Source organism: Nocardiopsis sp. EMB25 (assembly GCF_026797795.1).
Taxonomy (GTDB): domain Bacteria; phylum Actinomycetota; class Actinomycetes; order Streptosporangiales; family Streptosporangiaceae; genus Nocardiopsis; species Nocardiopsis lucentensis.
Genome location: NZ_JAMTDN010000001.1, coordinates 5035783 through 5061411 on the forward strand (window position 1 = coordinate 5035783; position 25629 = coordinate 5061411).

Here is a 25629-nt window from a genome sequence, read left to right on the forward strand (position 1 = left end):
CGACGGGCCCGCGGCGTCCCCAGAAGAGCACGGGAGTGGTCCTCGGATTCCTCTGCCTGTTCGTCGGCACGGGTCTCTGGTCCCTGCGCTCCCTCGGGGTGGACTTCGCCGCCCTGGTACAGGGGGTCGCCAACGCCGAGGTGTTCATCCGGCAGACCTGGCCCCTGTCCCTGCCCAGCGGAGAGGAGATCCTCCGGCAGACCGGTATCACGCTGGGTACCGTCTTCCTGGCCACCCTGCTGTCCATCGTGCTCAGCCTCCCGTTGTCGGTGTGGGCGTCGTCGGTGACGACCCCCGGTACACCGCACCGGCTCACGTCTCGGGGACTGATCGTGGCCGCCCGTGCCGTACCGGACGTCGTCCTGGCCATCCTCTTCGTCCGGTTGTTCGGTCTGGGTGCGCTCCCCGGCGTCCTCGCGATGGGGCTGCACTCGATCGGCATGGTGGGCAAGCTCTACGCCGACGCGATCGAGCAGACGTCACCCGGGCCGCGGGAGGCGCTGACCAGTATCGGCGCCACTCGCGGACAGCGACTCCTCACCGCGGTCGTTCCCCAGGCCCTGCCGGCGTTCATCGCGATCGGGCTCCACCGCTTCGACATCAACCTGCGGGTGTCGGCCGTCCTCGGGATCGTGGGCGTGGCGGGGATCGGGTTCGAGATGGCCCACGCGTTCGCCCGCCTGGACTTCGGCCTCGGGATCGCCTGGGCACTGATCCTGTTGGTGCTGTGCCTGCTGACCGAAATGGTGTCCACTTCGATCCGCCGGGTCCTCCTGCGCGGGTCGGGCGACGGTGAAATCGAAGCGCACGGACCGCTCACCCGGTGGTTCCGGGGGCGCCGCGCCCCGGCCACGGTCGCTCCGGCCGCGGCCCCCCGGGACACCGCGCCGCCGGAAACACCGCGACGGGTCTCACCTCCGTTCACGTTCGCCCGAGCGCGGAACTGGATGTACGCCGTGGTCGTCGTCGCGGCCGTGGTGGCGTCCCTGTTCGGCAGCGGTGCGCTGGAGGCGAACGCCGCGGCCGGCTGGTCGGGCTTCCTCACGACACTGGGCCTGTTCTGGCCGCCCGGGGACGCGGGGATGCTCGACGTGCTGCTGCTCGCGCTGCTGGAGACCGTGCAGATCGGCTTCGCGGCCACCTTTCTGGGAGCGCTCCTGGCGGTGCCCGTCGGGACGCTCGCCGCCCGGAACATCTCGGGGAACAGGGTGGTGCACGGAGTGTTCCGCGGGTTCGTCCTCGCGGTCCGCGGGTTGCCGGAACTGGTCCTGGCGATCGTGTTCGTCGTGGTGATCGGTCTGGGGCCGGTCGCCGGAGCACTCGCGCTGGCGCTCGGGTCCGTCGGTCTCCTCGGCAAACTCGTCGCCGATTCGCTCGAGGAGATCGACGCCGGCCCGCTGGAGGCGATGTCGGCGCTGGGCTCGTCCAGGACCCAGCGCTACTTCACCGCGGTCCTGCCCCAGGCGGCCCCCGCACTCATCGGCGGGCTCCTGTACCAGCTCGACGTGAACATCCGGTCCGCGACTCTGCTCGGACTCGTCGGCGCCGGCGGGGTGGGCTTCTACCTCCTCCAGGCCACGCAGACCCGCGAATACGACGTCATCACCCTGATCACTCTGATGACGTTCGCGGTGGTTTTCGCCCTGGAACTGGTCAGCATGCTGCTGAGGCGTCTGGTGCGGTGAGCACACCACAATCGACCAACATCTATGGTTGACATCAGTCAAAGCTGTTGTTATTACTGGATACAAGAAAGACGTTCTCCCACCCGGAGGTCCACCCGAGGCTCCGCAGACCGAACAGAATCCATCCCGGAACCACGCCGACGTGGCCCTCCAAGCACGGAGGCCCCTGCCCCGGACTCCGTGCGCCAACGGCCACTCGGCACGCGGAGCATCGATTTCCATCCGGCGAACACCGGCGGTTCGGCAGGAAGAAAACAGATTGGAGGCCAGATATGGCCGGAGGACTCTTCAAGAAGCTCATCGGCGGTGACTCCAAGCAAGAGCTGGACAGCTGCTGCGGCGCCGTGAACGTCACCGAGGAGGAAGAGGAGACACCCCAGCCCGAGCCCCAGGCGAAGGCCGACACAAAGGCTGAGGGAACCCCTTCTCGCTGATCCGGGAAACAAAAAAGAGAACCCAGGAGAGCCGGTCTGGAGGCCCTGGGTTTCACTCGAGCAATAGCGCTGCAACCCGCACCGGTCATTCGGTGCGGGTTCTTCTCGTGCCAAGAGGGGAACGAAAAAATTTCACCTCACCCACACTGTCTGGCTGAATCTTTCGAACCCCTGACCACCTGCCCATACGCGACAACTTCCGACACGTCCAGGGCGAAACTGAACGCTCCGGTAGAAAAATATGAACCACCCCCTCTGGACATGTCCGACATGTCGAACCTAGGGTTCATCTCAGTCAAGCGAACACCATTCAGGAATCGAAGGGTCGACCCCGAAGGGCGGCCCCGAAGGCCGATACCACCACACCGCCCTCTCCACCAGCCAAGAGCAGACAGCAGACATGTCGATGGCCGCGCATAGGGAATGCACGGCGAATCCCCGACCCTCCGAACGTCGGACCACACCACCGTGGACGCGAACCTGTCTAACCTGCACGAAAGCGGAGAACGATCACAGTGAGCGGAATCCCCACCATCGACCGGCAACCTGACAGGGAGCGCTCCGCTCCCAGCAGGGAATCTCGGTCGGTAACCGTTCTCGCCATCAAGATCGGCGGAAGCCTCTTCTCTGACAAGAGCGTCGAGAACAGCCTCGATATACCCGCGATAGCGGACTACGCCCGCATCATCGCCAAGATCTTCCATGAGAATCGCGGCCGCCTCGTGTTCATCACCGGCGGTGGAGCTGTGGGGCACGGAGCACTCCGCGGAAACGACGACGCCGACCCGTTCGGCTGCATCCCCCTCACCAAGGCGCTCGCGGACGTCCGCTGGGCGTGGACGCAAGCGCTGCGTCACGAGGGTGTCCGGGTGCTTCCCCTTCAACTCGGTGCCATGTCGGTCCTGAACGAGGACGGATCGTTCTCGGTGCGCGGTGACGTCCTGACCAAGGTGCTCGACACCGGTTCCCTTCCGGTGCTGTCCGGCGACAGTGTGCTCGGCGCGGACGGCCGACTCCACGGTCTCTCCAGCGACCGGGTGCCGGAGTTCCTCGTCCGCGCCCTGGGTCCGGGCCTGCGCGTGGTCAGCCTGACGGACGTCCCCGGGATTCTGTTGGACGGCCCGGGCGGCAAGGACGTCCTCGCCCACGTCGACCCGGCCTCTCCCGAACGCGCCTACTCGGCGCTGTGGGCGAAGAGCCCGTGGGACACGACGGGAGCGCTCAAGACCAAGCTCGACGCACTCCTGGCCAGCGCCTCGGCCGGGGCCGAATGCTTCATCATGCGCGGATCCGCGCGCGGCGCCGACTACGACCACCTGTTCAGCCCCTTCGCCGACTGGCCGGAGGGCGTCTCGTGCACACGTATCTCGTCCCGCCCGGTCATGACCTGAGCCACCGCGCGGCGCGCGACCACCACGACCTCACGGCGCGAGTTCGCACCGTGATCCGCGAAGGGGCCGAGGAGGTACCGGGGCCACCTGGTTCCCCTCCGGTCGACCCGCCCCCACGCGGGCCGACCGGACCACCCCGCCTCCTCAGCCGCTTCGCCACCGCCACATCACCGAAGGAGAGAGAAATGGCGACCACCCCTGCCCTCGAGGAAACCTACGGCCAGAGGATCAAGGACCGCCGCGAGCACATCAAGATGGACCGGGAGTCCTTCGCGAAGGTGCTGGGCCTGAGCGTCGACGACGTCGTCACCATGGAGGAGAAGGGCGGCGGCGAGCTGACCCTCGAGAAGCTGACCCAGATCGCCGGCATCCTGGGAACCTCGACCTCGGAGCTCACCCCCGGGTTCGTCACCGACCTCGACGGGGGTGTCCGCGTCCAGGCCCCGGACGACAACCCGGTGGTCGAGGGCATGCGGGGCGGCACCGAGTACTACACCTACAACTGCCTGGTGCGTACCCGGACCCTGCCCAAGCTCGTCCCGCTGATGCTCGAGGTCAACGTCGACGACCCCGACCAGGCGGCGTTCAACAGCGGCCATGACGCCCACGAGGTCATCTACTGCATGGAGGGCGACATCCACCTCAAATGGGGTGACCCGGCCGCTCCCAGAGAGGCGACGATTCCGCAGGGCGGCAGCTTCTACATCGCCCCGAACGTCCCGCACACCCTGACCGCGACCAAGGGCTCCGGCCCGGCCAAGGTGGTCTCGGTCAACTTCTGATCCCCGTCGGATCGGACCTTCGGCCCGGTGGCCCCGTCCTTCGATGGGGCCACCGGCTCTTCGCCTTCTCCGCCACGCTGCTTCCACGATGAACCCCGTTTCGCACGGTCGTGGGACGACAGGGATCAGACCAGCAGGGGGATGATCAGGCCACCGGAGATGGCGACCGCCAGGATGCTGGCGACGTAGGCGCCGACCAGGCGCGGCTTGAAGATCGCGGCCAGCATGGACAGCTCGGGAAGGCTGGCTCCGGCGCCTCCGATGATGAGGGCGAACACCGGACCGAGCCCCATACCGGCCGAGTTCAGGGCGAGGCCGATGGGGAGGGCGGACTCCGTGCGGATGTAGAGGGGGATACCGATGAGGGCGGCGACCGGCACGGCGAACAGGTTGTCGGGGCCCGCGACGGAGGTCAGGAACGTCTGGGGGACCGCACCGTAGATGAAGGCGCCGATCGAGACCCCGATGAGCATCGGGATCGCCAGCGGCTTGAAGAACGACACGGCCTGGTCCCAGGCGGGACGGGCCTCGGCCTTGATGCCCTGCCACGGGGCGTCACTGTGCCCCTCAGCGCTGACCTTCACCCGGCGGACGTACTTCTCCATCCCGAGCGCCTCCAGGACGAGGGAGAGCACGATCGTGCCGGCGAAGACCACAAGGGCGTAGCCGGCCATGACCTTCCAGCTGAAGAGGATCCAGGTGATACCGAGGATGATCGGGTTCATGAGGGGCGAGGCGATCAGGAACGCGGCCGCGGCCCGGAACGGCGCCCCGACCTTCAGCATGCCCATGAGCATCGGGAGCGTGGAACACGAGCAGAAGGGGGTGAGCGCACCCAGGACCGCCCCCTTCAGAGGGGCCGCCATCTTTCCTCCGGCCAGCCAGAGCTGGATCCTCTTCTCGCCCAACCGGCGCTGCAGTAGGGCGACGATGAACGCGACCGCGAAGAAGAGCACAACCAGCTCAACCGCGATCGTGCCGAATGTCTTGATCGTCTCGATCCAGGTTTCAGACATCTGTTGGTTCCTCTGGGGGGGTAGTCGCTTCGTCGTCTTCCTCGCTGAGGCAGCACGCCTTGGCGCCTTCGGGGGTCAGTGCCGCGAGCGAGGCGAGCCAGCGGACCGGCATCCCCAGCTCCTCACAGCAGAGGGCGTACACGTTGGACCGACCGCGAGGCACGACCTTGACCAGCTCCTGTTCACGCAGGGGGCGCAGGTGGTGGCTGATGAGGGTCTGGCTGAGACCGGTGGCCTCCTGGAGCTCCTTCACGGTGTGCGGGCGCTCGGCGAGCAGAAGGCACAGGATCGTACGGTTCTCGTCGGCGAGTGCCTTCAGCTTGGGCACGAGCAGCCTCGCCCGCTCCCAGTTCGACAGCTCTTCGCCTTCGAGCAGCCGGATGTCCAGTTCCTTCGACATAACCCTACTCCTATCAACAGTAATTATTCATGTCAACAGTCTTCGCTGTTACATGACTCGGCGGCGCCCCGGCGCGTCAGGCGAAGGTCGCCGACACCCCCTGATCAGAGCGCCGCCATCGCACCACCCATGATCCCATCAGCGAGGGCTGTTGCCATCAGCGAACCCGGTTCGGCGAGTGAACATCCGGGGGCTTCGCTGCGGGCGCCGCGGGGAGGGGCGCCCGCGCACCATTCGCACGGCCCCGACTGGAACCAGTCCTGGTCAGAAAGCAGACCAGAAAGCGGAACACCGGCATTCCCCGGCTACGTTGCCCGCCACCGACCCGGTTCAGCGTTGTACCAGTGCGACCAGACAAAAGAACGCCGCGTCCGTCGTACGGACGGAAGAACCCACGTTGACTCCTCCTGTTCCCCTCTCACCCGGTCCTGTCTTCCACGACCGATATTGACCATGAGCCCACGTGACCACGCCCGCCCTCTAGGAACCGACCGGAGCAACCATCCACTGAGGACTCAATACCGCCGTTTAGCACATAAGGCGCCAAACGTCCCAGAAGGACAGGACAAGAGATCGCCTTTTGATTGAAATCAGAGAGAATAATCTTTATTCTTGGTGCCTGTGAGTACTCGCGTCAGCATGGGGCCGACACGCCGTGTATGTCGGCACACCCCCGCACTTCTTCTCCCCGTCCGGATCGTCCACGGACGCCCCGCCCACACGCTCCGCACCACATACGGTCCGGATCCGACCCATGCCGACAGAATTCGGTGTATCACCGGCGCCCGAACCGAATCCGGCACGCCGATCATGGATGGCGTTCTTCCCCAAAGGAGCTGAGATGGCGACCACTTCGGAGCGAGTCCCGGTCGATCTCCTGTTGGACGCCGACTCCCCTCGGGTGGAAGGGGTCGACCCCGACCACGTGGAACGTCTGACCGAGCGGATCGACGAGCTACCCCCGATCCTCGTGCACCGAACGACGATGCGGGTCATCGACGGCATGCACCGCCTACAGGCGGCGCGGTTGAGCAACCGCGCCACCATCGAGGTGATCTACTTCGACGGCCCGGACCCCGACTGCTTCATCGCCGCGGTCGAGGCCAACATCCGGCACGGGTTGCCTCTGACGCTGTCCGACCGCAAGGAATCCGCCAAGAAGATCCTGGCCACCCACCCCGAATGGTCGGATCGGGCGATCGCCGCCAAGGTCGGATTGTCCGGAAAGACGGTCGGTGCCCTGCGGCGTTCCTCGGTGGACCCCGCGGCCCAGTCGGCGGTCCGGGTCGGACTCGACGGTCGCGTCCGAGCCGTCAACCCCGACGAGGGCCGACAACGGGTCGCCGACCTCCTGGCTCGGAGCCCGGACGCATCGCTTCGGCAGATCTCGCGGATGGCCCGTGTTTCCGTGGAGACCGTGCGGGACGTCCGCGAACAACTGGCAAGCGCGAACGGACCCCCAGCACGCGAAGAACCCCCTTCGCCCGACGGAGACGGCGATACGGTCGGCGAAGTACGGGTCACCGCGGATCATCCGGCCTCGACAGGGCTGGGCGAACGGGTGGACACGAGGAACCGGGGAACAAAGCAGCGCTCCGCCGAAGCCCGCCCCATCGACCTCGGCGTCGTACTCGACTCACTGAAGAAGGATCCCACCCTCAGGTACAACGACGAGGGCCGCACGATGATCCGTTGGCTCGAAACCCGTGTCATACGCCATGACGAAGCGGATCTCGTCGAACACATCCCCCCGCACCAGGCCGCGAGAATCGCAGCCGTGGCGCGCGCCTGCGCCATGAACTGGAACGTCATAGCGACCCTCTTGGAACGCCGTGGGGAGCAGTCGTCCCCCGCGAACGGCACCTGACAACCAACAATCACGAATGCGATCCCGACCAGGAGAACTTGGTCGGGGTTTCCTGCTTTCCACTGAGGCTGACCTCAGAATAGGATGCGATCTCGCTCTCCGGCAAGGAAAACCGGAACACTCCGCTACTGTCGCCACCGAAGCACGGCAAGAATCGCATATCCTTCGACCACAAGGTGAGAACGGTTCCACGCCCCGAGAGAGATCGTAACCGCCACCCTCGGGGTCGCAAAACCACCGATGTTCCTTCGGAGAAAACCTCGCGATGATCCTTCCATGCCATGGACGCAAGGCGCCGCCACCGGAAGACAGGCTGCGGAGCGACGTTCTCATGAGTCCCAGGTTCCGCGCCCCGAAGGCGTGCATATCTCTTCATGGTGTGCTTCGATTTCCTCCCAGAGATCGGGACGCCGTTCGGCCGCTCCATGCCCCACGCCACCCTGTACCCCGACGAGGGACGGGGCGGCCAGCGGCCTGAGCCCTCCCAGACCAGGCTCTCCACACAGCAGACCACCCAGGAAGGCGGGGCCACGACCTCTCGGCGACAGCAAGGTACTCGGGATCGGGCCTGGAGAGGGCCACCGGAAAGGTCGCGGTCACCGCAACAGGCATGGCCTGCCCTGGAACAGGCCCCGAAGTCCCGACGGATTTCGAGCGACCGGAAGGAGCAAGGCCTTGTCCACGTATTTTCACGCGGCGAACATTGAGCTGATGAACGCCGAAGTTTCCTTGGAGCAGCGGTCCAGACTGCACGCGGTACTGGCGGACAGCGCCCGCCTGGCCATCACCGACGCCCTGCGGACCGGGGACGCGTCCCCCAGCGAACTGGGCGACCTGGTGGGGATGCGCTCCAACCTCGTCGCCTATCACCTGCGCGTCCTGGAGGAGGCCGACGTCGTCATTCGCGTCCGTTCCGAGGCCGACCACCGTCGGGCCTACATCCGGCTCCGCCCCGAGGCCCTCTCGGCGCTGGCACCGGCCACTCTCCTGCACGCACCACGCGTGGCGTTCGTGTGCACCCACAACACGGCTCGTTCCCAACTGGCCGCCGCACTGTGGGAGAACCACAGTCACGTCCCCGCCGTATCGGCCGGAACGCACCCTGGAACCCACGTCAACGAAGGGGCACTGATCACCGCCAGACGTCACGGCCTGTCGCTGAGCTCACGGACCACCGCCCACGTGGACGAGGTGCTGCGCGAGGGAGACCTGATCGTCGCGGTCTGCGACAGCGCGCACGAGGAACTCCCTCCCAGTCGCGATCGCCTGCACTGGTCGGTCCCCGACCCCCTGCGGGTGAACACCGGCGCCGCCTTCGAGGAGGCCTTCACCCATATCAGCGACCGCGTCGAACGACTCGCGCACGCCGTCCGACACCAGAAGAGACCGTGAACGTCCGACTCCGCCGTCAGGACCGCCCGTGCCGACCACAAGAGCCTGGGCCCCGCCCATGACGTGACGCCGGCGAACAGCTTCTGCCGCACAGGCTGCGGGGCTTCGGTTGATCCGTGACGAGACCGAACAGCGGATCCGCGCCCTGTGGAGGTCGCCGTCTGAGCGCGCTGACCGCGCTCCGCGGCTGAGGAGCCCACCTGACACAAGATGGTCGATGTCACGACCTGTGGACATGGCGACATGTCTCCCCTCGCACGTGGCTCCACCTCAGGGGAGACCGGCGACCGGGAGGATCAGAGCGTTCACGGCCCGGGAACCATACGAACTCCCCAGTTCCCTCGGCCTGATGACGACGCAACGGACGGCCGCCTGCGGACGGGTCGACATAGCGATTCGGTCTGTTGTCGACTCCGCGTCCAGCTGGTGCTGTCCAGCGCCGGAGAGCGCGGGTTCTGAGAGGGGATGCCGTGGAATCCGGACCAGATGACGGTCAAAAGAGAAAGAGCCCTGCTCTCCTACCGGAGAAGCAAGGCTCTGACCAGGGAAATCTGGGTGGGCGTACCAGGACTTGAACCTGGGGCCTCATCCTTATCAGGGATGCGCTCTAACCGACTGAGCTATACGCCCTCGTTCCTCGAGGAACTCTACCGCATCCCGGTGCGTGGAGCGAACCGGGAGATGACGCGGAAGCCAGAGGGACACGGGCGACCGCGTCCCTCTTCACCTCCCATTTTACCGGGTTTCCGGAGTGCTCGGGCCACCCCCTCGGACACGGGTCCGGCCCCGGGCACGGCGCCCGGGGCCGGACCCGCCAAGGCCCTACTCGGCCTCGGTCAGCGTGACGTCCACGCCCCCGACCAGGTCGGCGACCAGGTTGTAGACCATCGCGCCCACCGTGGACAGGGCGGTGATCAGCACGATGTTCAGCGCCCCGATCACGCCCGTGTAGCCCAGGACGCGCCCCGGGGAGAACCAGGCGGCCGGGTCCAGGCCGAGTTCACCCTCACCGGTGTTCCCCTCGCCCTCCAGGAGCGCCTCCATCATGCTGGTGACCTCGTCGAAGACACCGAGCATGGACAGGGTCGCGTAGATCACCGCGACCGCGACGAACAGGACGATGAAGCACACCAGGGACACGACGAAGCTGAACTTCATCACGGACCACGGCTCCACACGGGAGACCGTCAGGTGCGCCTTGCGGCTGGACATCGTCGCCTTCACGGCGCCCGGCCCCTCGGGGACCGAGGCCTTGGAATCGGTCACTGCCGTCTCTCCCGCCTCCGCGCGGTCCTCCACGGAATCCTTCTCGGGCTCCTGGTCGGCGGCCGCGAAGATCGGGGTCGAACGCTCGGGCTCCTCCGGCTCGGTGTCGGCGGCCCCCTCCGCGTCAGAGGTCTTCGCCTCGCCGGAGGCCTTCCCCGTGTCCTCCTCGGCGTCCTTCTCCTCCGTGGACTCCTCGCCCTCGGAGGACTTCGCCTCGGCGGTCTCCGTGTCCGTCGGCTCCGGCTCGGTCGCCTCGACCGTGCCCTTCTCCGCCGCCTCGTCTCCGGCGGTCACCGCCGTGTCCGCTTCGGATTCGTTCGTGGGGGTGTTCCGCTGGTTGTCAGACATAGAAACGTTACCGCTGGACTTTCGTTGAGACGGGTGAATGCCGCGAAGAGTGGTGTCCCGTGGGGTTCACGAACGGAACCCCACGGGATCAAAAGGACCTAACGCGCAGTCTAGGCCTCGGGGTTTCCTTCCCCGGTCACCGCGCCCTCGGCCGTGTCGTCGGCCCCGACCTCCTCGGCCTCCTCAGCGGCCTCGGCGTTGCGCGCCACGGCCACGATCTTGTTGCCCTTGTCGAGGTTCATCAGGCGCACGCCCATCGTGGTGCGGCCGGACTGCTTGACCTCGGCGGCGCCGGTGCGGATCACCCCGCCCGCGGACGTGATCGCGAAGATCTCGTCCACCTCGGGGTCGACCATCATCGCCCCGACCAGCTTGCCGCGGGCCTCCACGACCTTGGCCGTCAGAACGCCCTTGCCGCCCCGGTTCTGCACCGGGTACTGGTCGGCCGGGGTGCGCTTGGCGTAGCCGTTCTCCGTGGCCACCAGGACGTCGGAGGACCCGTCCCCGGGCCGGATGACGTCCATGCTCAGCAGGTAGTCGCCCGACATGAAGCGCATACCGATCACACCGCTGGTCGCCCGCCCCATCGGACGCAGCGACTCGTCGGAGGCCGAGAACCGGATCGCCTGGGCGTCGCTGGAGATCAACAGCAGGTCGTCGTCGGGGAAGACCAGTCGCGCGGCGATCAGCTCGTCGTCCTCGCGCAGGTTGATCGCGATGATCCCCGCCGAACGCGCCGAGTCGAAGTCCTCCAGGCGCGACTTCTTCACCAGCCCCTCGCGGGTGGCGAGCACCAGGTACGGAGCCGCTTCGTAGTCGCGCAGCGCCATGATCTGCGCGATCTCCTCGCCCGGCTGGAACGGCAGCAGGTTCGCCACGTGCTGACCGCGCGCGTCCCTGGCCGCCTCCGGCAGCTCGTAGGCCTTCGTCCGGTACACCCGGCCCTGGTTGGTGAAGCACAGGATCCAGTGGTGGGTGGTGGTGACGAAGAAGTGCTGGACGATGTCGTCCTGCTTCAGCTGCGCCCCGCGCACGCCCTTGCCGCCGCGCTTCTGCGCCCGGTAGTTGTCGATCCGCGTGCGCTTGGCGTACCCGCCGCGGGAGATCGTGACGACCACGTCCTCCTCGGCGATGAAGTCCTCCATCCGCATGTCACCCTCGAACGGGATGATGTGCGTGCGCCGCTCGTCGCCGTACTTCTCGACGATCTCGGCGAGCTCCTCGCGGACGATGGACCGCTGGCGCGGGTCCGAGGTGAGGATGTCGTTGTAGTCCGCGATCTGCGCCATCAGCTCGTCGTACTCCGCGGTGAGCTGGTTGCGTTCCAGCGCGGCCAGCTTGCGCAGCTGCATGTCGAGGATGGCGCGGGCCTGGATGTCGTCGATCTCCAGCAGGCCCATGAGGCCCGTGCGCGCCTCGTCGGCGGAGGCGCTGGCGCGGATGAGGTTGATGACCTCGTCGATGCGGTCCATCGCCCGCAGCAGTGCGCGCAGGATGTGCGCCCGCTCCTCGGCCTTGCGCAGCAGGTAGCGCGTCCGGCGGACGATGACCTCGATCTGGTGCTTGACCCAGTGCCGGATCATCTGGTCCAGGCGCAGGGTCCGCGGCACCCCGTCGACCAGCGCGAGCATGTTCGCGCCGAAGGTCTCCTGGAGCTGGGTGTGCTTGTAGAGGTTGTTGAGCACCACCTTGGCGACGGCGTCGCGCTTGAGCACGATGACCAGGCGCTGACCGGTGCGACCGCTGCTCTCGTCGCGCACGTCGGCGATGCCGCTGACCTTGCCGTCCTTGACCAGGTCGGCGATCTTCAGCGCCAGGTTGTCCGGGTTGACCTGGTAGGGCAGCTCCGTGACCACCAGCGTCTGGCGCCCGCGGCCGTCCTCCTCGACCTCCACGACCGCGCGCATGGTGATGGAGCCGCGCCCGGTCCGGTAGGCCTCCTCGATCCCCCGCTTGCCGACGATGAGTCCGCGCGTGGGGAAGTCCGGGCCCTTGACCCGCTCGATGAGCGCGTCCAGCAGCGCCTCGTCGTCGGTGTCCGGGTTCTCCAGATACCAGTTGACGCCGTCGGCGACCTCGCGCAGGTTGTGCGGCGGAATGTTGGTCGCCATACCGACCGCGATCCCCGACGAGCCGTTGACCAGCAGGTTCGGGAACCGGGCGGGGAGGACGACGGGCTCGGAGGAGCGGCCGTCGTAGTTGGGCCGAAAGTCGACGGTCTCCTTGTCGATGTCCCGGAGCATCTCCATGGCCAGCGGCGCGAGCTTGCACTCGGTGTAGCGCATGGCGGCGGCCGGGTCGTTGCCCGGGGAGCCGAAGTTGCCGTTCGGGTCGACCAGCGGCATGCGCATCGACCACCACTGGGCCAGGCGCACCAGGGTGTCGTAGATCGCGCTGTCGCCGTGCGGGTGGTAGTTACCCATCACGTCACCGACGACGCGGGCGCACTTGAAGAACCCGCGGTCGGGCCGGAACCCGCCGTCGTACATCGCGTAGAGCACGCGCTGGTGGACCGGCTTGAGTCCGTCGCGCACGTCGGGCAGGGCGCGGCCGACGATGACCGACATCGCGTAGTCGAGGTAGCTGCGCTGCATCTCGACCTGGATGTCGACCGGCTCGATCCGGTCCCTCGCCGGGGCCTCAACAGCGGAGTCCGCACCCTCGGGAGAGTCCGGGTTGTTCGCATCCGTCACGGATGTCGATCCCTTCTATGAAGCTTCGTTGAGCGTGGTTCTCCCGCCCGGCCGCCGCCCGCGGGCGCGACCAGGGCGGCACGGACCTAGATGTCCAGGAAGCGGACGTCCTTGGCGTTGCGCTGGATGAAGGAGCGCCGGGACTCGACGTCCTCGCCCATGAGCACGCTGAACATCTCGTCGGCCTGGGCCGCGTCCTCCAGGCTGACCTGGAGCAGCACCCGGCGTTCGGGGTCCATGGTGGTGTCCCACAGCTCGTTGGCGTTCATCTCGCCCAGGCCCTTGAAGCGCTGGACCATGTCGCGCGGTCGCGGGTCCTTCTTCCCGGCGGCGATCCCGGCCTCGATGACCCGGTCGCGCTCGGCGTCGGAGAAGGCGTAGCCCGCGTCGCTGCCGCGCTGGTCCCACTTGATCTTGTACAGCGGCGGCTGTGCCAGGTAGACGTGACCGGCCTCGACCAGCGGCTTCATGAAGCGGAACAGCAGGGTGAGCAGCAGGGTGCGGATGTGCTGGCCGTCGACGTCGGCGTCGGCCATGAGGATGATCTTGTGGTACCGCAGCTTGTCGGCGTCGAAGTCCTCGTGGATGCCCGTGCCCAGCGCGGTGATGATCGCCTGGACCTCGTTGTTCTTGAGGATGCGGTCGATCCTCGACTTCTCCACGTTGAGGATCTTGCCGCGGATCGGCAGGATCGCCTGGTGGTGCGGGTCGCGTCCGCCCTTGGCGGAACCGCCGGCGGAGTCACCCTCGACGATGTAGACCTCGCACTCCTCCGGGTTGGTCGACTGGCAGTCGGACAACTTGCCGGGCAGGGAGGTGGACTCCAGCAGGGTCTTGCGGCGGGTGAGGTCGCGGGCCTGGCGGGCGGCGATCCGGGCGCGGGCGGCCTGGCTGGCCTTGGACACGATGTCCTTGGCCTCGCCCGGGTTGCGCTCGAACCAGTCGCGCAGGTGCTCGTTGGTGACCCTCTGGACGAAGGACTTGGCCTCGGTGTTGCCGAGCTTGGTCTTGGTCTGGCCCTCGAACTGCGGGTCGGCCAGCTTGACCGAGATGATCGAGGTCAGGCCCTCGCGGATGTCGTCACCGGTGAGGTTGTCGTCCTTGTCCCGCAGGAGTTTCTGGTCCCGCGCGTACCGGTTGACCAGGGTGGTCAGCGCGGAGCGGAAACCCTCCTCGTGGGTGCCGCCCTCCGCCGTGTTGATCGTGTTGGCGAAGGTGTGCACGGACGAGGTGTAGGACTGGTTCCACTGCATGGCGATCTCGACCGAGATGCCGTCGCCGTCCTCCTCGAAGGAGATGATCGACGCGTGCGCCGGCTCCTTCTTGGCGTTGATGTGCCGGACGTAGTCGGACAGGCCCTCGTCGTAGTGGAAGGTGTTGACCGTCGGGCCGCCGTCGGTGTGCTCGGGCCGCTCGTCGCGGATGGTGATGGACAGCCCCTTGTTGAGGAAGGCCATCTCCTGCATCCGGCGGGCGAGGGTCTCGAACGTGAAGACCGTGGTCTCGAAGATGTCGCCGTCCGGCCAGAAGGTGATCTGGGTTCCGGTCTCGTCGGTCTCCTCACCCCTGACCAGGTCTCCGGTGGGCGCGGTCATCTCGTAGTGCTGCGTCCACACGTGCCCGTCCTTGCGGATCTCCACGTCCAGCGCCGTGGACAGCGCGTTGACGACGGAGACGCCCACACCGTGCAGACCGCCGGAGACCGCGTACGACTTGCCGTCGAACTTGCCGCCCGCGTGCAGCGTGGTCAGCACGACCTCGACGGCTGGGCGCTTCTCCACGGGGTGGAGGTCGATGGGGATGCCACGGCCGTTGTCGGCCACACGCACGCCGCCGTCGGCCATCAGGGTCACCTCGATGGCGCTGGCGTGCCCTGCCAGCGCCTCGTCGACGGAGTTGTCGACCACCTCGTAGACCAGGTGGTGCAGGCCCCGCTCACCGGTGGAACCGATGTACATCCCTGGGCGCTTGCGTACTGCCTCAAGCCCCTCAAGGACCGTGATTGATCGAGCGTCGTAGGCCAAGTGGGAACACCCTCCTGCTGGGGACGCCTGCCGGCCGTGGCCGAGCGGACGACGGTCAGCCCGCGGAGGCGGTGACCGAAGGGGTCGGCATACCGCGACACCAGGGGGATCACCACATCACCGTACGGGCCGTCCGCCCACCCTCTCCTGGGGGCGTGGGACCGGCTACAGGCATCTGAAGAACCGACTCCATGATACCCCGCGCCATACGACAAAGGAGCATTCACGGCGCTGTGCCGCTCGCCAACGAACGTTCAGGGAGGGAGCCGACTCCCTACACGCGGGTGGCCCCTCGCGCAAGTCCCGGAGCGGTTCAGTGGCCGTTGGGCGACTGGCCCCGGCCTCCGGTCCGGTGGCCGCGGCCCGGCCCGCCGGAATTCCCAACCGCCGGAGATCCTCCTCCGGGAACCACTCTGACCTGCGAAAACATTCCTCAGGGCCACGCCCGGGACGGAAACATCCGACGGGTGCGCCCCCGAGCGGAGTCCTCAACGACGGCGGGACCCGGGCCCCCGCACCTTGATGGAGACGACCGTCCCCTCGCCGAGCTCCTCGTTCAAACGGCGCATGAGATCACGCACCATCGATCGCGCTTGGGCCGCCATCGTCGGTGAATCGGCCACCACGACGAGTTCACCGTCCGAATAACTCTCCGGGCGGAGCCGCTGGGCGTTGAACTCGCCAACGATGTCCGACCATCGGCCGAACACCCCGCCGATCGCCACCTGTTCCTGCCACCCGTGCTCGATCAGCCACGTCCGCACGGCGTCGCCAAACAGCTGGGGCTCGTTGCGTGACCGGATCCGGCCACGCTTGCGAGCGCGCGGCGCTCCGCGGGGCGTCGCTCCGCGATCCCGGGCCTCGGCCCGGGCACGGGCGAGCGCCTGCCGGGCGAGGTCGGCTCCGGAGACGGCGGGGGCCGCCGGAGTGGCCGGGGCCGCCGGAGTCCGTTCGGGCGCGTGCGCGACGGGGCCCGTCGCACCCCCCGGGCCGCCGTCCACAGGTTGTGGACGCACGCTCCCGAGTCCGCCGCCGAGGGACGCTCGGGGATCAACGGGCCGCGGACGGCTGTCACTCACGTCCGACCACCCCCGCGCCCACCGCGAACCGGACGCCGTCCAGCTCCTTGGGGATGTCATCGGGCACCGCCGCGGTCACCAGGACCTGTTCGGCGCCGCGCACCCGCTCGGCCAGTCGCCGGCGGCGCTCGCTGTCGAGTTCGGAGAACACGTCGTCGAGGATGAGGACGGGGTCGTCCCCGTCCGCCCTGAGCAGGTCGAACGCGGCGAGTTTGAGCGACAGGGCGTAGGACCAGGACTCCCCCTGGCTCGCGTAACCCTTCGCGGGCAGGCCGCCGAGCTGGAGGTGGAGTTCGTCGCGGTGCGGACCGACGAGGCTGACGCCCCGTTGGAGTTCGCGCTCCCGCGCCCGGCCGAGGGCGGACCGGAGGATGTCCACAAGCTGTGGACGGTCGGCGGGCGGTTCACCCCCGTCGGGATCCGCCGAGCAGCGGTAGGAGGGAACGGCCGGGCCGCCGGAGTCGGTCAGCCCCGCGTAGGCCTGCGCGATCAGCGGCCGCAGCTCCGCCACGAGCGCCAACCGCGCCGCCAGCAGTTCGGCGCCGACCTCCGCCAGGTGGGTGTCCCAGACCTCCAGGGTGGTCAGGTCCGGCGCCGAGCGCTGCCGGAACATCCGCCCGGACGCCGACTTCAGCAGGGCGTTGCGCTGCTTGAGCACCCGGTCGTAGTCGGAGCGCACACCCGCCATCCGCGGCGCGCGCGCCACGAGCAGGTCGTCGAGGAAGCGCCGCCGCTCGCCCGGGTCGCCCTTGACCAGGGCCAGGTCCTCGGGGGCGAACAGCACGGTGCGGAGGATCCCCAGGACGTCGCGGGGCCGACCTGCGGCGGCCTGGTTGATCCGGGCCCGGTTGGCGCGGCCCGGGTTGAGTTCCAGGTCCACGACCATGGAGCGCTCGTCGCGCACGACCTTGGCCCGGATGATCGCGCGGGGAGCGTCCCGCCGGATGAGCGGGGTGTCCGAGGAGACCCGGTGGCTGCTGAGCGTGGCCACGTAGCCGACCGCCTCGACGAGGTTGGTCTTGCCCTGGCCGTTGGCCCCGACGAACACGCTCACGCCGGGGTCCAGTTCCAGTAGGGCGTCCTCGTAGGACCGGAAGTCGACCAGTTGCAGATGGGAAACGTACATCCGGCCCTCCTCCGGGGACGGTGGCGCGGGATCACGGGCGCGGGGGTCCCAGGTGCGCTCATGGGAAGGCCGCGAGCCGTCGGTCGGGACGGGTGGCGGGCGGGCGCGCTCCCGGGGCTGTGCCGGTCAGTCCCTGGAGGGGGTGCGGGGGTCCGGGCCGGACTTGGTCACGGCGTGACCGCCGAACTGGTTGCGCAGCGCGGCCACGACCTTCATCGCCGGGCTGTCGTCCTGGCGTGAGGAGAAGCGGGCGTAGAGCGCGGCGGTGATCGCGGGAGCGGGGACGGCGTGGTCGACGGCGGCCTGGACCGTCCAGCGGCCCTCACCGGAGTCCTGGGCGTAACCGCGCAGCTCGGCCAGGTCCGGGTCCTCCTCCAGGGCGCGGCTGAGCAGGTCGAGCAGCCAGGAGCGGACGACCGTGCCCTCGCGCCAGCTCTCGAAGGTGCCGGGGACGTCGTCGACGATCCCGGAGGCGGTCATGAGCTCGTAGCCCTCGGCGAAGGACTGCATCATGCCGTACTCGATGCCGTTGTGGACCATCTTGACGAAGTGTCCGGCGCCGACGGCGCCGGCGTGCACGAAGCCGCCGCCCGCGTCGGGGGTGAGCGACTCGAAGACCGGTCGGGCGCGCTCGACGTCCGCGGCCGGGCCGCCGACCATGATGCCGTAGCCGCTCTGGCGGCCCCAGACACCGCCGCTGACGCCGACGTCGAGGTAGCCGACGCCCTTGGCGCCGAGCTGCTCGGCGCGGGCCCGGTCGTCGACGTAGTGGGAGTTGCCGCCCTCGATGACCAGGTCGCCCTCCTGGAGGAGGCCGCCGAGCTCGTTGATGGTCGCGGCGGTCGGGTCACCGGAGGGGACCATCACCCACACGACGCGCGGCGTGTCGAGCCGGTCGACCAGCTCCGCCAGGCTCGCCACGTCCCGCTCCTCGGAGGTCACGTCGTAGCCGACGACCTCGTGGCCCTTCTCCCGGAGCCGGGCGGCCATGTTGCCGCCCATCTTGCCGAGACCGATCATTCCGAGCTGCATGGCAGTGCTCCCCTTCGCCGCCTGTGGACACGTTGGCGCCGTCCGGTCCGGGCGGTGGCCGCGGACGCGGTACGGCAGACGCAAGTCAATCGAACCGGTTCCGGATCAGCCGGACAGGCGCACCGGCATGATCAGGTAGCGGTACTCGGGGTCCGCACCCTCCTCCGCGGGCTTGCCGGTGAGGATCGCCGGTTTGGTCGAGGTCGTGAAGTTCAGGCGCGCGGTGTCGGTGCCGATGGCGCCGAGCCCGTCGAGCAGGAAGCCCGAGTTGAACGCGATCTGGATGTCCTCGCCCTCCAGGTCGGCCTCCAGCACCTCGACGGCCTGGGCGTCCTCGCCGGTTCCGGCCTCCAGGACCAGGCTGCCGGGGCTGAAGGCCAGCCGGAGCGGGGTGTTGCGCTCGGCGACCAGCGACACGCGCTTGACGGCCTCGACGAACTCGGCGCGGCTGATCTCGGCGACGGTGTTGAAGCTGTCCGGCAGGAGCGCGCGGTACTTGGGGAACTCCCCGTCCAGGAGCCGGGTCGTGGTGCGGCGGCCGCCGCCCTCGAAGCCGATCATGCCGTCGCCGGTCTCGCCGCTGGAGAGCGCGATCGACACCTCGGCGCCCGAGGTGAGCGACTTGGCGGTGTCGTGCAGCGTCCTGGCGGGGACGAGCGCGACGGCGGACAGCTCGGGGTTCTCCGGCTTCCAGGTCAGCTCGCGCACGGCCAGGCGGTAGCGGTCGGTGGAGGCGAGCGTGATGGTCTCGCCCTCGATCTCGACCCGCACACCGGTGAGCATCGGCAGCGTGTCGTCGCGTCCGGCGGCGACGGCGACCTGGCTGACGGCGGCGGCGAAGGCGTCACTGCCGACGGTGCCGCTCACCCCGGGCATCTCGGGAAGGGTCGGGTAGTCCTCGACCGGCATGGTGGTCAGCGTGAACTTGGCGCTGCCGCAGGTCACGACGGCCTTGGCCCCGTCGGTGGAAATCTCCACAGGCTGTGGAGGAAGGTTGCGCGTGATCTCGGCCAGGAGCTTGCCGGGGACCAGGACCGTACCGGGCTCCTCGACCTCGACGTCGATCGCGGCCTGGGTGGAGACCTCGTAGTCGAAGCCGGACAGCCGCACCTGCTGGCGGCCGTCGAACTCACCTGCGTCGAGCAGGACGCCGACGAGCACCGGGACCGAGGGGCGCGTCGGGAGTGTGCGCGCGGTCCAGGCGACTGCGTCGGCCAGTACGTCGCGTTCGACCCGGAACTTCACTTTCCGACTCACTTTCCGCACGACCGGCAGGACCGGTCGAAGCCTCAACGTTGCAGCTCGTGGGTGGGTCGACCGAGGCTCCGGCACGAGTGGGCGACCGTCGCGGCGAGCGCGTGCGCCGGCACCGCCGGGGCGGCCTCGGCTCCCATGGGGCCGCCGCTCGGATCGGGCGGCGGTGGACAGGGGCGAGACCACACGTTACCCGGATTCCACCGCTGTCGCTGACGACTCGGGGAGGGTCCCGCGTCGCTCGCTGATCGGCGAGTTGTCCACAGATTTTCCGCGGAGCTGTTGTGAAGCCACATCTGGGTTAATGAAGGTGCGCAGTAGTAGTAGGGCCTGTGGATAGTGTGGATAACCACTGTTATCCCAGGTCAGACTGGAGTTTTTTATCCACAGGCACTGTGGATGACCCTGTGGGTAACTCGAGTCGTCTGTGGACGAACGACGTCGCCCACAGGTTGTCCACACTCTGTCCACAGCGGCGTCCACAGTTTTCCCCCGGGTTGTCCACAGCAGACGGTGGTTCGATGACCCGATGGTCGGGCAACGCGTCCACAGGAGCACCCCCGGTTACCCACAACTCAGAGCCACTTGTCCACAGGTTATCCACATGGTTGTCCACAGATTTGACCCCCATCCTGTGGATAACTCGGCCAAGAAAGTCGAGAAGTTTTTTTCCGGGCCCCCGCACAGACCTCACGAACCAGGACGAAGGGGTTGTGCACAGGTTTGTCCACAGCCCCCTGCGCGCGCCTGTGCGGATGAGGACGGAACACGCTGGTGGAAGCGCCCGCGCCCGGCGTGTGGGCAGCGCAACAGAAGCGACAAGCCCGACAGGGGCGGGGAAACCGTGCGGGGGTGATCGGTGCGGTGCCTTCGGGCGGATCACGCGCCGAATCCGTCCAGCGTCGGCGGTTGTCCCCAGAACCTGTGGATAACCCCGCGCGGGACGGTGGCGAGAGGGGGAGGGAACGGGGGAGGGGCGTGGAACGCGTCGGGGACGGCCCGCCGTCGCGGCCCGCCCCCGACGCGTCTCCCCGGATCAGGCCAGCGGGGGCTGGTCCTTGATCCGGCTCGTGAGCTCGTGCACCTGGTTGTAGATGGACCGCCGCTCGGCCATCAGCGCGCGGACCTTGCGGTCGGCGTGCATGACCGTCGTGTGGTCCCGGCCGCCGAACTGCTGCCCGATCTTGGGCAGGGACAGGTCGGTGAGCTCCCTGCACAGGTACATGGCGATCTGCCGGGCGGTCACCAGGACACGGGAACGGGAGGTCCCGCAGAGGTCGTCGACGCTCAGCCCGAAGTAGGCGGCGGTCTGGGACATGATCGCCCCGGCGGTGATCTCGGGGACCTCGGTGCTGGGGACGAGGTCGCGCAGGACCTGACCGGTCAGGTCGAGGTCGACCGACTGCCGGTTGAGACTGGCGAAGGCGGTGACGCGGATCAGCGCTCCCTCCAGCTCCCGGATGTTGGTGGAGATCTTGCTGGCGATGAACTCCAGCACCTCCGGCGGGGCGGCCAGCCCCTCCTGGGCCGCCTTCTTCCGCAGGATGGCGATCCGGGTCTCCAGCTCCGGCGGCTGGACGTCGGTGAGCAGGCCCCACTCGAACCGGCTGCGCATCCGGTCCTCCAGCGTGGTCAGCTGCTTGGGCGGCCGGTCGCTGGAGATGACGATCTGCTTGTCGGAGTTGTGCAGCGTGTTGAAGGTGTGGAAGAACTCCTCCTGCGTCTGCTCCTTGTTCTCCAGGAACTGGATGTCGTCCACCAGGAGGACGTCGATATCCCTGTACCGACGGCGGAATCCGTCCGCCTTGCCGTCCCGGATCGAGTTGATGAACTCGTTGGTGAACTCCTCGGAGCTGACGTAGCGCACGCGCGAGCCCTCGTAGAGCCGGTGCGTGTAGTGCCCGATGGCGTGCAGGAGGTGGGTCTTGCCCAGTCCGGAGCCGCCGTGGATGAACAGGGGGTTGTAGGCCTTCGCCGGCGCTTCGGCGGCGGCGACCGACGCCGCGTGGGCGAACCGGTTGCTGGAGCCGATGACGAACGTGTCGAAGGTGTACTTCGGGTTCAGCCGGGCGTGCTCACCCGTCGGCACCTCGGGGGAGCGGCCGGGGGGAGCCCCCGGGGCGTCCTTGTGCGCCTCCTCCGGGCCCTCCCTCCCGGCGGGGGGCTCCGTGGGCGCCTCGGCGTCGGGCGCGGGCCCCTGCTCGGCCGGCACCGGGTGCGCCTGTGGAGCGGCCGGGACCTCGGGGGAGTCCGGTGCGGCGGTGGTCTGCGGGGTCGCCTCCCGCTGGGGGGTCTCCCAGCGGTTCGGCTGGTCCCACGCCGCCTCGTCCCAGGTCGTCTGCTGCCACGAGTTCTGTCGTGCGGGCTGTTCCCACGAGGTGGACGGCCACGCCGGGCGGGGCTCCGGCTCGGGCACGGCGGGCATGGGGGCGCCCCCCGCCGGAGCGGGTCCTCCCGGCGCGGGTGGTCCGGTCACGGGCGGCCCCGGGACGGGCGGCGCGGACTCCGCCGGAGGTGCGGGACCGAGCACGTCACCCCGGTTCAGACCGTCGTCCGCCGCCGGTGCCGCCTCGGGGGCGCGGTGTGGCGGTGTGGCCGGTCCCGGTTCGGGGCGCGGCTGGACCTGGGCCGGTGACGGCGCCGGTCCAGGGCGCGAGTGCCGACCGGTCGGCTCGGCCGGGGGGGCCGCCGGTGAGGGCGGCGGGGTCGGCACGGCCGTGGGATCGACCGTGACCGCGACCCGGATGTCCCTGCCGAGGTGTGCGGAGAGCGCCCGGCTGATCGCCGGGTAGAGCCGCGTCTCCAGCACCTTCTTGGTGAACTCGTTCGGCGCGGCGATGAGCGCGGTGTCCTCGATCAGACCCAGCGGACGGGTCTGGGGCAGCCAGGCGCGCTGGTGCGCGGGCAGGGAGTCGTTGTCGATCCCGTCCAGCACGCTGGACCAGACCACTGCGAGGTTGACCTGTGCGTCAGCCACGGTGACCTGCCATGGTTGCTGTCCCTTCGGTGCGGATCTGTTCGGTGCGGATTGGAGCGGGAGGGGACGGAGAGACCCCGGGCGCCCCTGACCGGGGGTCCCAGGGGCGGGTACGGCGGATGCACACCCCCTGGCGGTGTGTTGTCGGTCATGGTTCCGCGCGGGCCCCTCGCGGGCGCGCGGAACGAACTTCCATTGTCCTCCCCCTCCGGGGGTGCCGGGGCAGGAGGAGCTGTGGACGAACGGTGCGCCGACCGCTCGCCAGCCTGTGGACAACCGCACTCCGACCACGGTGGCCTGAGAGCGTTCGCGTCTGGGTATCCACAGCTCGAGCCTGTTGTCCACAGGTTGTACACAGGTTTATCCACAGGATGGCAGATCTCTGTGCACAGTGCTGAGTTATCCACAAATCCCAGGTCACAAGCTGTGTAAACCGCGGCCTTCGGTTCGCTGAAGCGGCTGGGAGAGGGCGAGGGGCGAGTTATCCACAGGTTGAGGTTATCCACAGGACGAGTGGGATGTGGACGTGCCACGCCCTGTGGACAACCGGTTGTCCACAGGGCGTGGCACGTGTCCTGGGCGCGTCCCGGGCGTGGCCCGCGCCACCGTTGGTTCCGTCTCCCGCGGAAGTCGGGACAGGCTCGCAGAGCCGTCTGATTTGACCCCGACCCGGCCTGGTCGTATGTTCTTTATGCTTATGCCGATGATCTGTCTGCGCCCGTGTCCACACGATGGCGCGGCCTCGGCTCATGCACCGTGAGGCCCCGCATATGCTTGGGGGTCTGTCGTAGTACTTTCCTGACACGCCCCTGGAGCCAGCAGTGAGCAAGCGTACGTACCAGCCGAACAACCGGCGTCGCGCGAAGGTCCACGGCTTCCGGCTGCGCATGCGTACGCGCGCCGGTCGCGCCATCATCGCCTCGCGTCGCCGCAAGGGGCGCGCCGCGCTGACCGTGAGCCACTAGGCCACACTCAGCCCCAAGTTCTTCGGGACCGTCCGGCCTTCTCGCCGGCCGGTCCCTTTGTCGTGGGACGAGGCCCGAGGGCGTGTCAGGACGGATGTCCGCCGTACACGCCCCATGTCCCGGAGGGAGTGCCCATGCTGTCGTCGCGGAACCGGATGCGCCGTAGCTCCGAGTTCGGCTCCGTCATGCGTTCGGGACGCCGCGCCTCGCGTGGGGACGTGGCCGTGGTCTACCTTCCCCCTCCTCCGGACGGCCCGGAACCCGCGGACCCGCCGCGCGTCGGTTTCGTCGTGAGCAAAGCGGTCGGGGGAGCGGTGGTCCGCAAGCGGGTCCAACGCCGCCTCCGTCACGTGATGCGGACCCGGTTGGCCGTTCTGCCAAACGGTAGCCTGCTGGTAGTGCGTGCCAAACCCGCCGCCGCCACGGCGCGGCAGGTGGAGTTGGACGCGCAACTCGACAGTGCGATCGCCGCGGCGATGCGGCCCCGAGGGACGTCCCGCCGCCGGCGGGGCCGAGGCGGATCGCCCGCGTCGGCGGCCGCGCCGACGGGGAACGGGACGGTGCCCGGGCGCCGCCCGGATGGGGGCGGAGAACGGACGGGCCGATGACCGAGCACAGACCGACGGCTTTCGCACGGCTGCTGATCCTCCCGATCCGGGGCTACCAGCGCTTCATCAGCCCGCTCTTCCCCCCGGTCTGCCGTTTCTACCCCTCGTGCAGCGCGTACGCCGTCGAGGCGCTGCGCGTGCACGGGGCCCTGCGGGGGTTGTGGCTGGGAACCCGGCGCATCGCCCGCTGCCACCCCTTCAACCCGGGGGGTCTCGACCCGGTGCCGCCGCCGAAGGGGCGAAGGCACTCCGGGACCGAGGAGTCGGCGGGCGGAGCCGGAGGCACCGGACCCGCTCCCGGGGACCAGTAGCTGAACCGAGGCAAATAGGAGTTGGCCGGTGCTCGACTGGCTTTACAACATCGTCGGCTGGACGTTGGCCAGGATCCATGAGGGTCTGACCTTCGTCGGTCTGAATCCCGACAGCGGGTGGGCGTGGGGTCTGTCCATCCTGCTGCTCACCGTACTCATGCGGCTTCTCATGGTTCCGCTGTTCGTCAAGCAGATGAACACGCAGCGGAAGATGCAGGAGATCCAGCCGAAGATCATGAAGCTCCGGGAGCGCTACAAGCACGACCGGGAGCGCCTGAACCGCGAGTCGATGAAGCTCTACCAGGAGAGCGGCACCAACCCGATCATGGGTTGCCTTCCGCTTCTCCTGCAGATGCCGGTCTTCTTCGCCCTGTTCAGTGTTCTGCGCAGTGTCGCCGAGGGCAACGCCCAGTACGGGTTCTCCGAGGAACTGGCCGACAGCGCCCGTCAGGCGCTGATCTTCGAGGCGCCGATCGCCGCCCAGTTCAACAGTTCCCCCGAGGAGCTGCTCGCCCTCGGCGCCACGAACCCCGTGCTCGCCAAGGTCGTCATCGCGATCGCGTGCGTCATCATGGGCACGACGACCTTCCTCACCATGCGTCAGAGCATCAAGCGCAGCACCACGCAGATGCCGGACAACCCCATGATGCAGACGCAGAAGATCATGATGTACATGGCGCCCCTGTTCGGGCTCTTCGGTCTCATGATGCCGGTGGGTGTGCTGGTCTACTGGGTCACCTCCAACGTCTGGACGATGGTGCAGCAGCACTTCCTCTACAAGAACCAGCCGACCCCCGGCGCCCCCGGCGCCGAGGGCGCCAAGTCCGGCGGCACTCCCTCCAACGGTCCGGCCAAGGGCATGCTCGGCCGGAAGAAGGCCGCCGAATCCACGCCGGAGCCGAAGGAACAGCCTAAGATCGAACGCAAGCAGCCGAAGAAGCAGCCGCGCTCCAAGCGCGGTGGCGGCGGTTCCCAGTAG

At 68.3% G+C, this 25629-nt stretch carries 20 protein-coding genes and 1 tRNA gene; 10 read left to right on the forward strand and 11 right to left on the reverse strand.

Going from position 1 to position 25629, the window contains the following annotated elements:
- Positions 1–35 precede the first annotated feature (35 nt).
- The 4 genes from phnE to KIK06_RS22240 all read left to right on the forward strand — a co-directional run bounded on the left by phnE (position 36) and on the right by KIK06_RS22240 (position 4292).
- Entirely contained in the window at positions 36–1685 is a 1650-nt protein-coding gene (gene phnE / locus KIK06_RS22225; RefSeq protein ID WP_268644952.1) for a phosphonate ABC transporter, permease protein PhnE, read from the forward strand.
- Positions 1686–1957: 272 nt separating this feature from the next.
- Positions 1958–2119: a hypothetical protein gene (locus KIK06_RS22230; protein ID WP_268644953.1), complete on the forward strand. Its 162-nt coding sequence runs from the start codon at positions 1958–1960 to the stop codon at positions 2117–2119.
- A gap of 515 nt (positions 2120–2634) precedes the next feature.
- Complete coding sequence (locus tag KIK06_RS22235) at positions 2635–3510, forward strand: amino acid kinase family protein (RefSeq protein WP_017602264.1); 876 nt, start codon at positions 2635–2637, stop codon at positions 3508–3510.
- Positions 3511–3695: 185 nt separating this feature from the next.
- A complete protein-coding gene (locus KIK06_RS22240; RefSeq protein ID WP_017602265.1) occupies positions 3696–4292 on the forward strand; it encodes a cupin domain-containing protein in 597 nt (198 codons plus the stop codon).
- Between the two features lie 125 nt (positions 4293–4417).
- Here the strand turns inward: KIK06_RS22240 and KIK06_RS22245 are convergent, their stop codons facing one another.
- Both KIK06_RS22245 and KIK06_RS22250 read right to left on the reverse strand, forming a co-directional pair.
- Positions 4418–5308: a permease gene (locus KIK06_RS22245; protein WP_017602266.1), complete on the reverse strand. Its 891-nt coding sequence runs from the start codon at positions 5306–5308 to the stop codon at positions 4418–4420.
- A complete protein-coding gene (locus KIK06_RS22250; protein WP_017602267.1) occupies positions 5301–5708 on the reverse strand; it encodes an ArsR/SmtB family transcription factor in 408 nt (135 codons plus the stop codon). The genes KIK06_RS22245 and KIK06_RS22250 overlap by 8 nt, the downstream gene beginning before the upstream one ends.
- 841 nt (positions 5709–6549) lie before the next feature.
- On the opposite strand from KIK06_RS22250, the gene KIK06_RS22255 reads away from it, so the two are divergent.
- Together KIK06_RS22255 and KIK06_RS22260 are read left to right on the forward strand one after the other, a co-directional pair.
- The gene (locus KIK06_RS22255; protein WP_268644954.1) at positions 6550–7575 is read left to right on the forward strand and encodes a ParB/RepB/Spo0J family partition protein; all 1026 of its coding nucleotides are present in this window, start codon (positions 6550–6552) and stop codon (positions 7573–7575) included.
- Positions 7576–8286: 711 nt separating this feature from the next.
- Entirely contained in the window at positions 8287–8967 is a 681-nt protein-coding gene (locus KIK06_RS22260) for an arsenate reductase/protein-tyrosine-phosphatase family protein (RefSeq protein ID WP_017602269.1), read from the forward strand.
- A 556-nt stretch (positions 8968–9523) separates the two neighbouring features.
- Here the strand turns inward: KIK06_RS22260 and KIK06_RS22265 are convergent.
- The 9 genes from KIK06_RS22265 to dnaA form a co-directional block, all read right to left on the reverse strand.
- Positions 9524–9597 (reverse strand) — tRNA-Ile (locus KIK06_RS22265).
- A gap of 192 nt (positions 9598–9789) precedes the next feature.
- Positions 9790–10581 (reverse strand): DUF3566 domain-containing protein, encoded by a 792-nt coding sequence (locus tag KIK06_RS22270; protein ID WP_268644955.1) that lies wholly within the window; start codon positions 10579–10581, stop codon positions 9790–9792.
- A 110-nt stretch (positions 10582–10691) separates the two neighbouring features.
- Positions 10692–13274 carry a DNA gyrase subunit A gene (gene gyrA, locus KIK06_RS22275; protein WP_017600669.1) on the reverse strand — a complete coding sequence of 861 codons (2583 nt, stop codon included), beginning with the start codon at positions 13272–13274 and terminating at the stop codon, positions 10692–10694.
- Between the two features lie 86 nt (positions 13275–13360).
- Positions 13361–15298, reverse strand: coding sequence for a DNA topoisomerase (ATP-hydrolyzing) subunit B (gene gyrB, locus KIK06_RS22280; protein ID WP_083924289.1), 1938 nt, complete (start codon positions 15296–15298; stop codon positions 13361–13363).
- A 488-nt stretch (positions 15299–15786) separates the two neighbouring features.
- Positions 15787–16299, reverse strand: coding sequence for a DUF721 domain-containing protein (locus KIK06_RS22285; protein WP_017600671.1), 513 nt, complete (start codon positions 16297–16299; stop codon positions 15787–15789).
- A 70-nt stretch (positions 16300–16369) separates the two neighbouring features.
- Positions 16370–17503, reverse strand: coding sequence for a DNA replication/repair protein RecF (recF, locus tag KIK06_RS22290; RefSeq protein ID WP_268644956.1), 1134 nt, complete (start codon positions 17501–17503; stop codon positions 16370–16372).
- A gap of 126 nt (positions 17504–17629) precedes the next feature.
- Positions 17630–18535 (reverse strand): phosphogluconate dehydrogenase (NAD(+)-dependent, decarboxylating), encoded by a 906-nt coding sequence (gene gnd / locus KIK06_RS22295; protein WP_268644957.1) that lies wholly within the window; start codon positions 18533–18535, stop codon positions 17630–17632.
- 105 nt (positions 18536–18640) lie between these two features.
- Positions 18641–19780, reverse strand: a complete 1140-nt coding sequence (gene dnaN / locus KIK06_RS22300; protein WP_268644958.1) for a DNA polymerase III subunit beta — start codon at positions 19778–19780, stop codon at positions 18641–18643.
- A 1045-nt stretch (positions 19781–20825) separates the two neighbouring features.
- Positions 20826–23111, reverse strand: coding sequence for a chromosomal replication initiator protein DnaA (gene dnaA / locus KIK06_RS22305; protein WP_442789789.1), 2286 nt, complete (start codon positions 23109–23111; stop codon positions 20826–20828).
- 476 nt (positions 23112–23587) lie between these two features.
- Here dnaA and rpmH point away from each other — a divergent pair, with 476 nt between their 5' ends.
- The 4 genes from rpmH (at position 23588) to yidC (ending at position 25629) form a co-directional block, all read left to right on the forward strand.
- Complete coding sequence (rpmH, locus tag KIK06_RS22310; protein ID WP_013155858.1) at positions 23588–23731, forward strand: 50S ribosomal protein L34; 144 nt, start codon at positions 23588–23590, stop codon at positions 23729–23731.
- Positions 23732–23865: 134 nt separating this feature from the next.
- Positions 23866–24339 (forward strand): ribonuclease P protein component, encoded by a 474-nt coding sequence (gene rnpA, locus KIK06_RS22315; RefSeq protein WP_268644960.1) that lies wholly within the window; start codon positions 23866–23868, stop codon positions 24337–24339.
- A complete protein-coding gene (gene yidD, locus KIK06_RS22320; RefSeq protein ID WP_017600678.1) occupies positions 24336–24650 on the forward strand; it encodes a membrane protein insertion efficiency factor YidD in 315 nt (104 codons plus the stop codon). The genes rnpA and yidD overlap by 4 nt, the downstream gene beginning before the upstream one ends.
- Positions 24651–24678: 28 nt before the next feature.
- The gene (gene yidC / locus KIK06_RS22325) at positions 24679–25629 is read left to right on the forward strand and encodes a membrane protein insertase YidC (RefSeq protein ID WP_017600679.1); all 951 of its coding nucleotides are present in this window, start codon (positions 24679–24681) and stop codon (positions 25627–25629) included.

Coding starts and splice junctions, on each gene's coding strand:
- KIK06_RS22230 (WP_268644953.1), top strand. CDS start 1,958: ATGGCCGGAGGACTCTTCAAGAAGCTCATCGGCGGTGACTCCAAGCAA.
- KIK06_RS22240 (WP_017602265.1), top strand. CDS start 3,696: ATGGCGACCACCCCTGCCCTCGAGGAAACCTACGGCCAGAGGATCAAG.
- KIK06_RS22245 (WP_017602266.1), bottom strand. CDS start 5,308: ATGTCTGAAACCTGGATCGAGACGATCAAGACATTCGGCACGATCGCG.
- KIK06_RS22250 (WP_017602267.1), bottom strand. CDS start 5,708: ATGTCGAAGGAACTGGACATCCGGCTGCTCGAAGGCGAAGAGCTGTCG.
- KIK06_RS22255 (WP_268644954.1), top strand. CDS start 6,550: ATGGCGACCACTTCGGAGCGAGTCCCGGTCGATCTCCTGTTGGACGCC.
- KIK06_RS22260 (WP_017602269.1), top strand. CDS start 8,287: ATGAACGCCGAAGTTTCCTTGGAGCAGCGGTCCAGACTGCACGCGGTA.
- KIK06_RS22270 (WP_268644955.1), bottom strand. CDS start 10,581: ATGTCTGACAACCAGCGGAACACCCCCACGAACGAATCCGAAGCGGAC.
- recF (WP_268644956.1), bottom strand. CDS start 17,503: ATGTACGTTTCCCATCTGCAACTGGTCGACTTCCGGTCCTACGAGGAC.
- gnd (WP_268644957.1), bottom strand. CDS start 18,535: ATGCAGCTCGGAATGATCGGTCTCGGCAAGATGGGCGGCAACATGGCC.
- rnpA (WP_268644960.1), top strand. CDS start 23,866: ATGCTGTCGTCGCGGAACCGGATGCGCCGTAGCTCCGAGTTCGGCTCC.
- yidD (WP_017600678.1), top strand. CDS start 24,336: ATGACCGAGCACAGACCGACGGCTTTCGCACGGCTGCTGATCCTCCCG.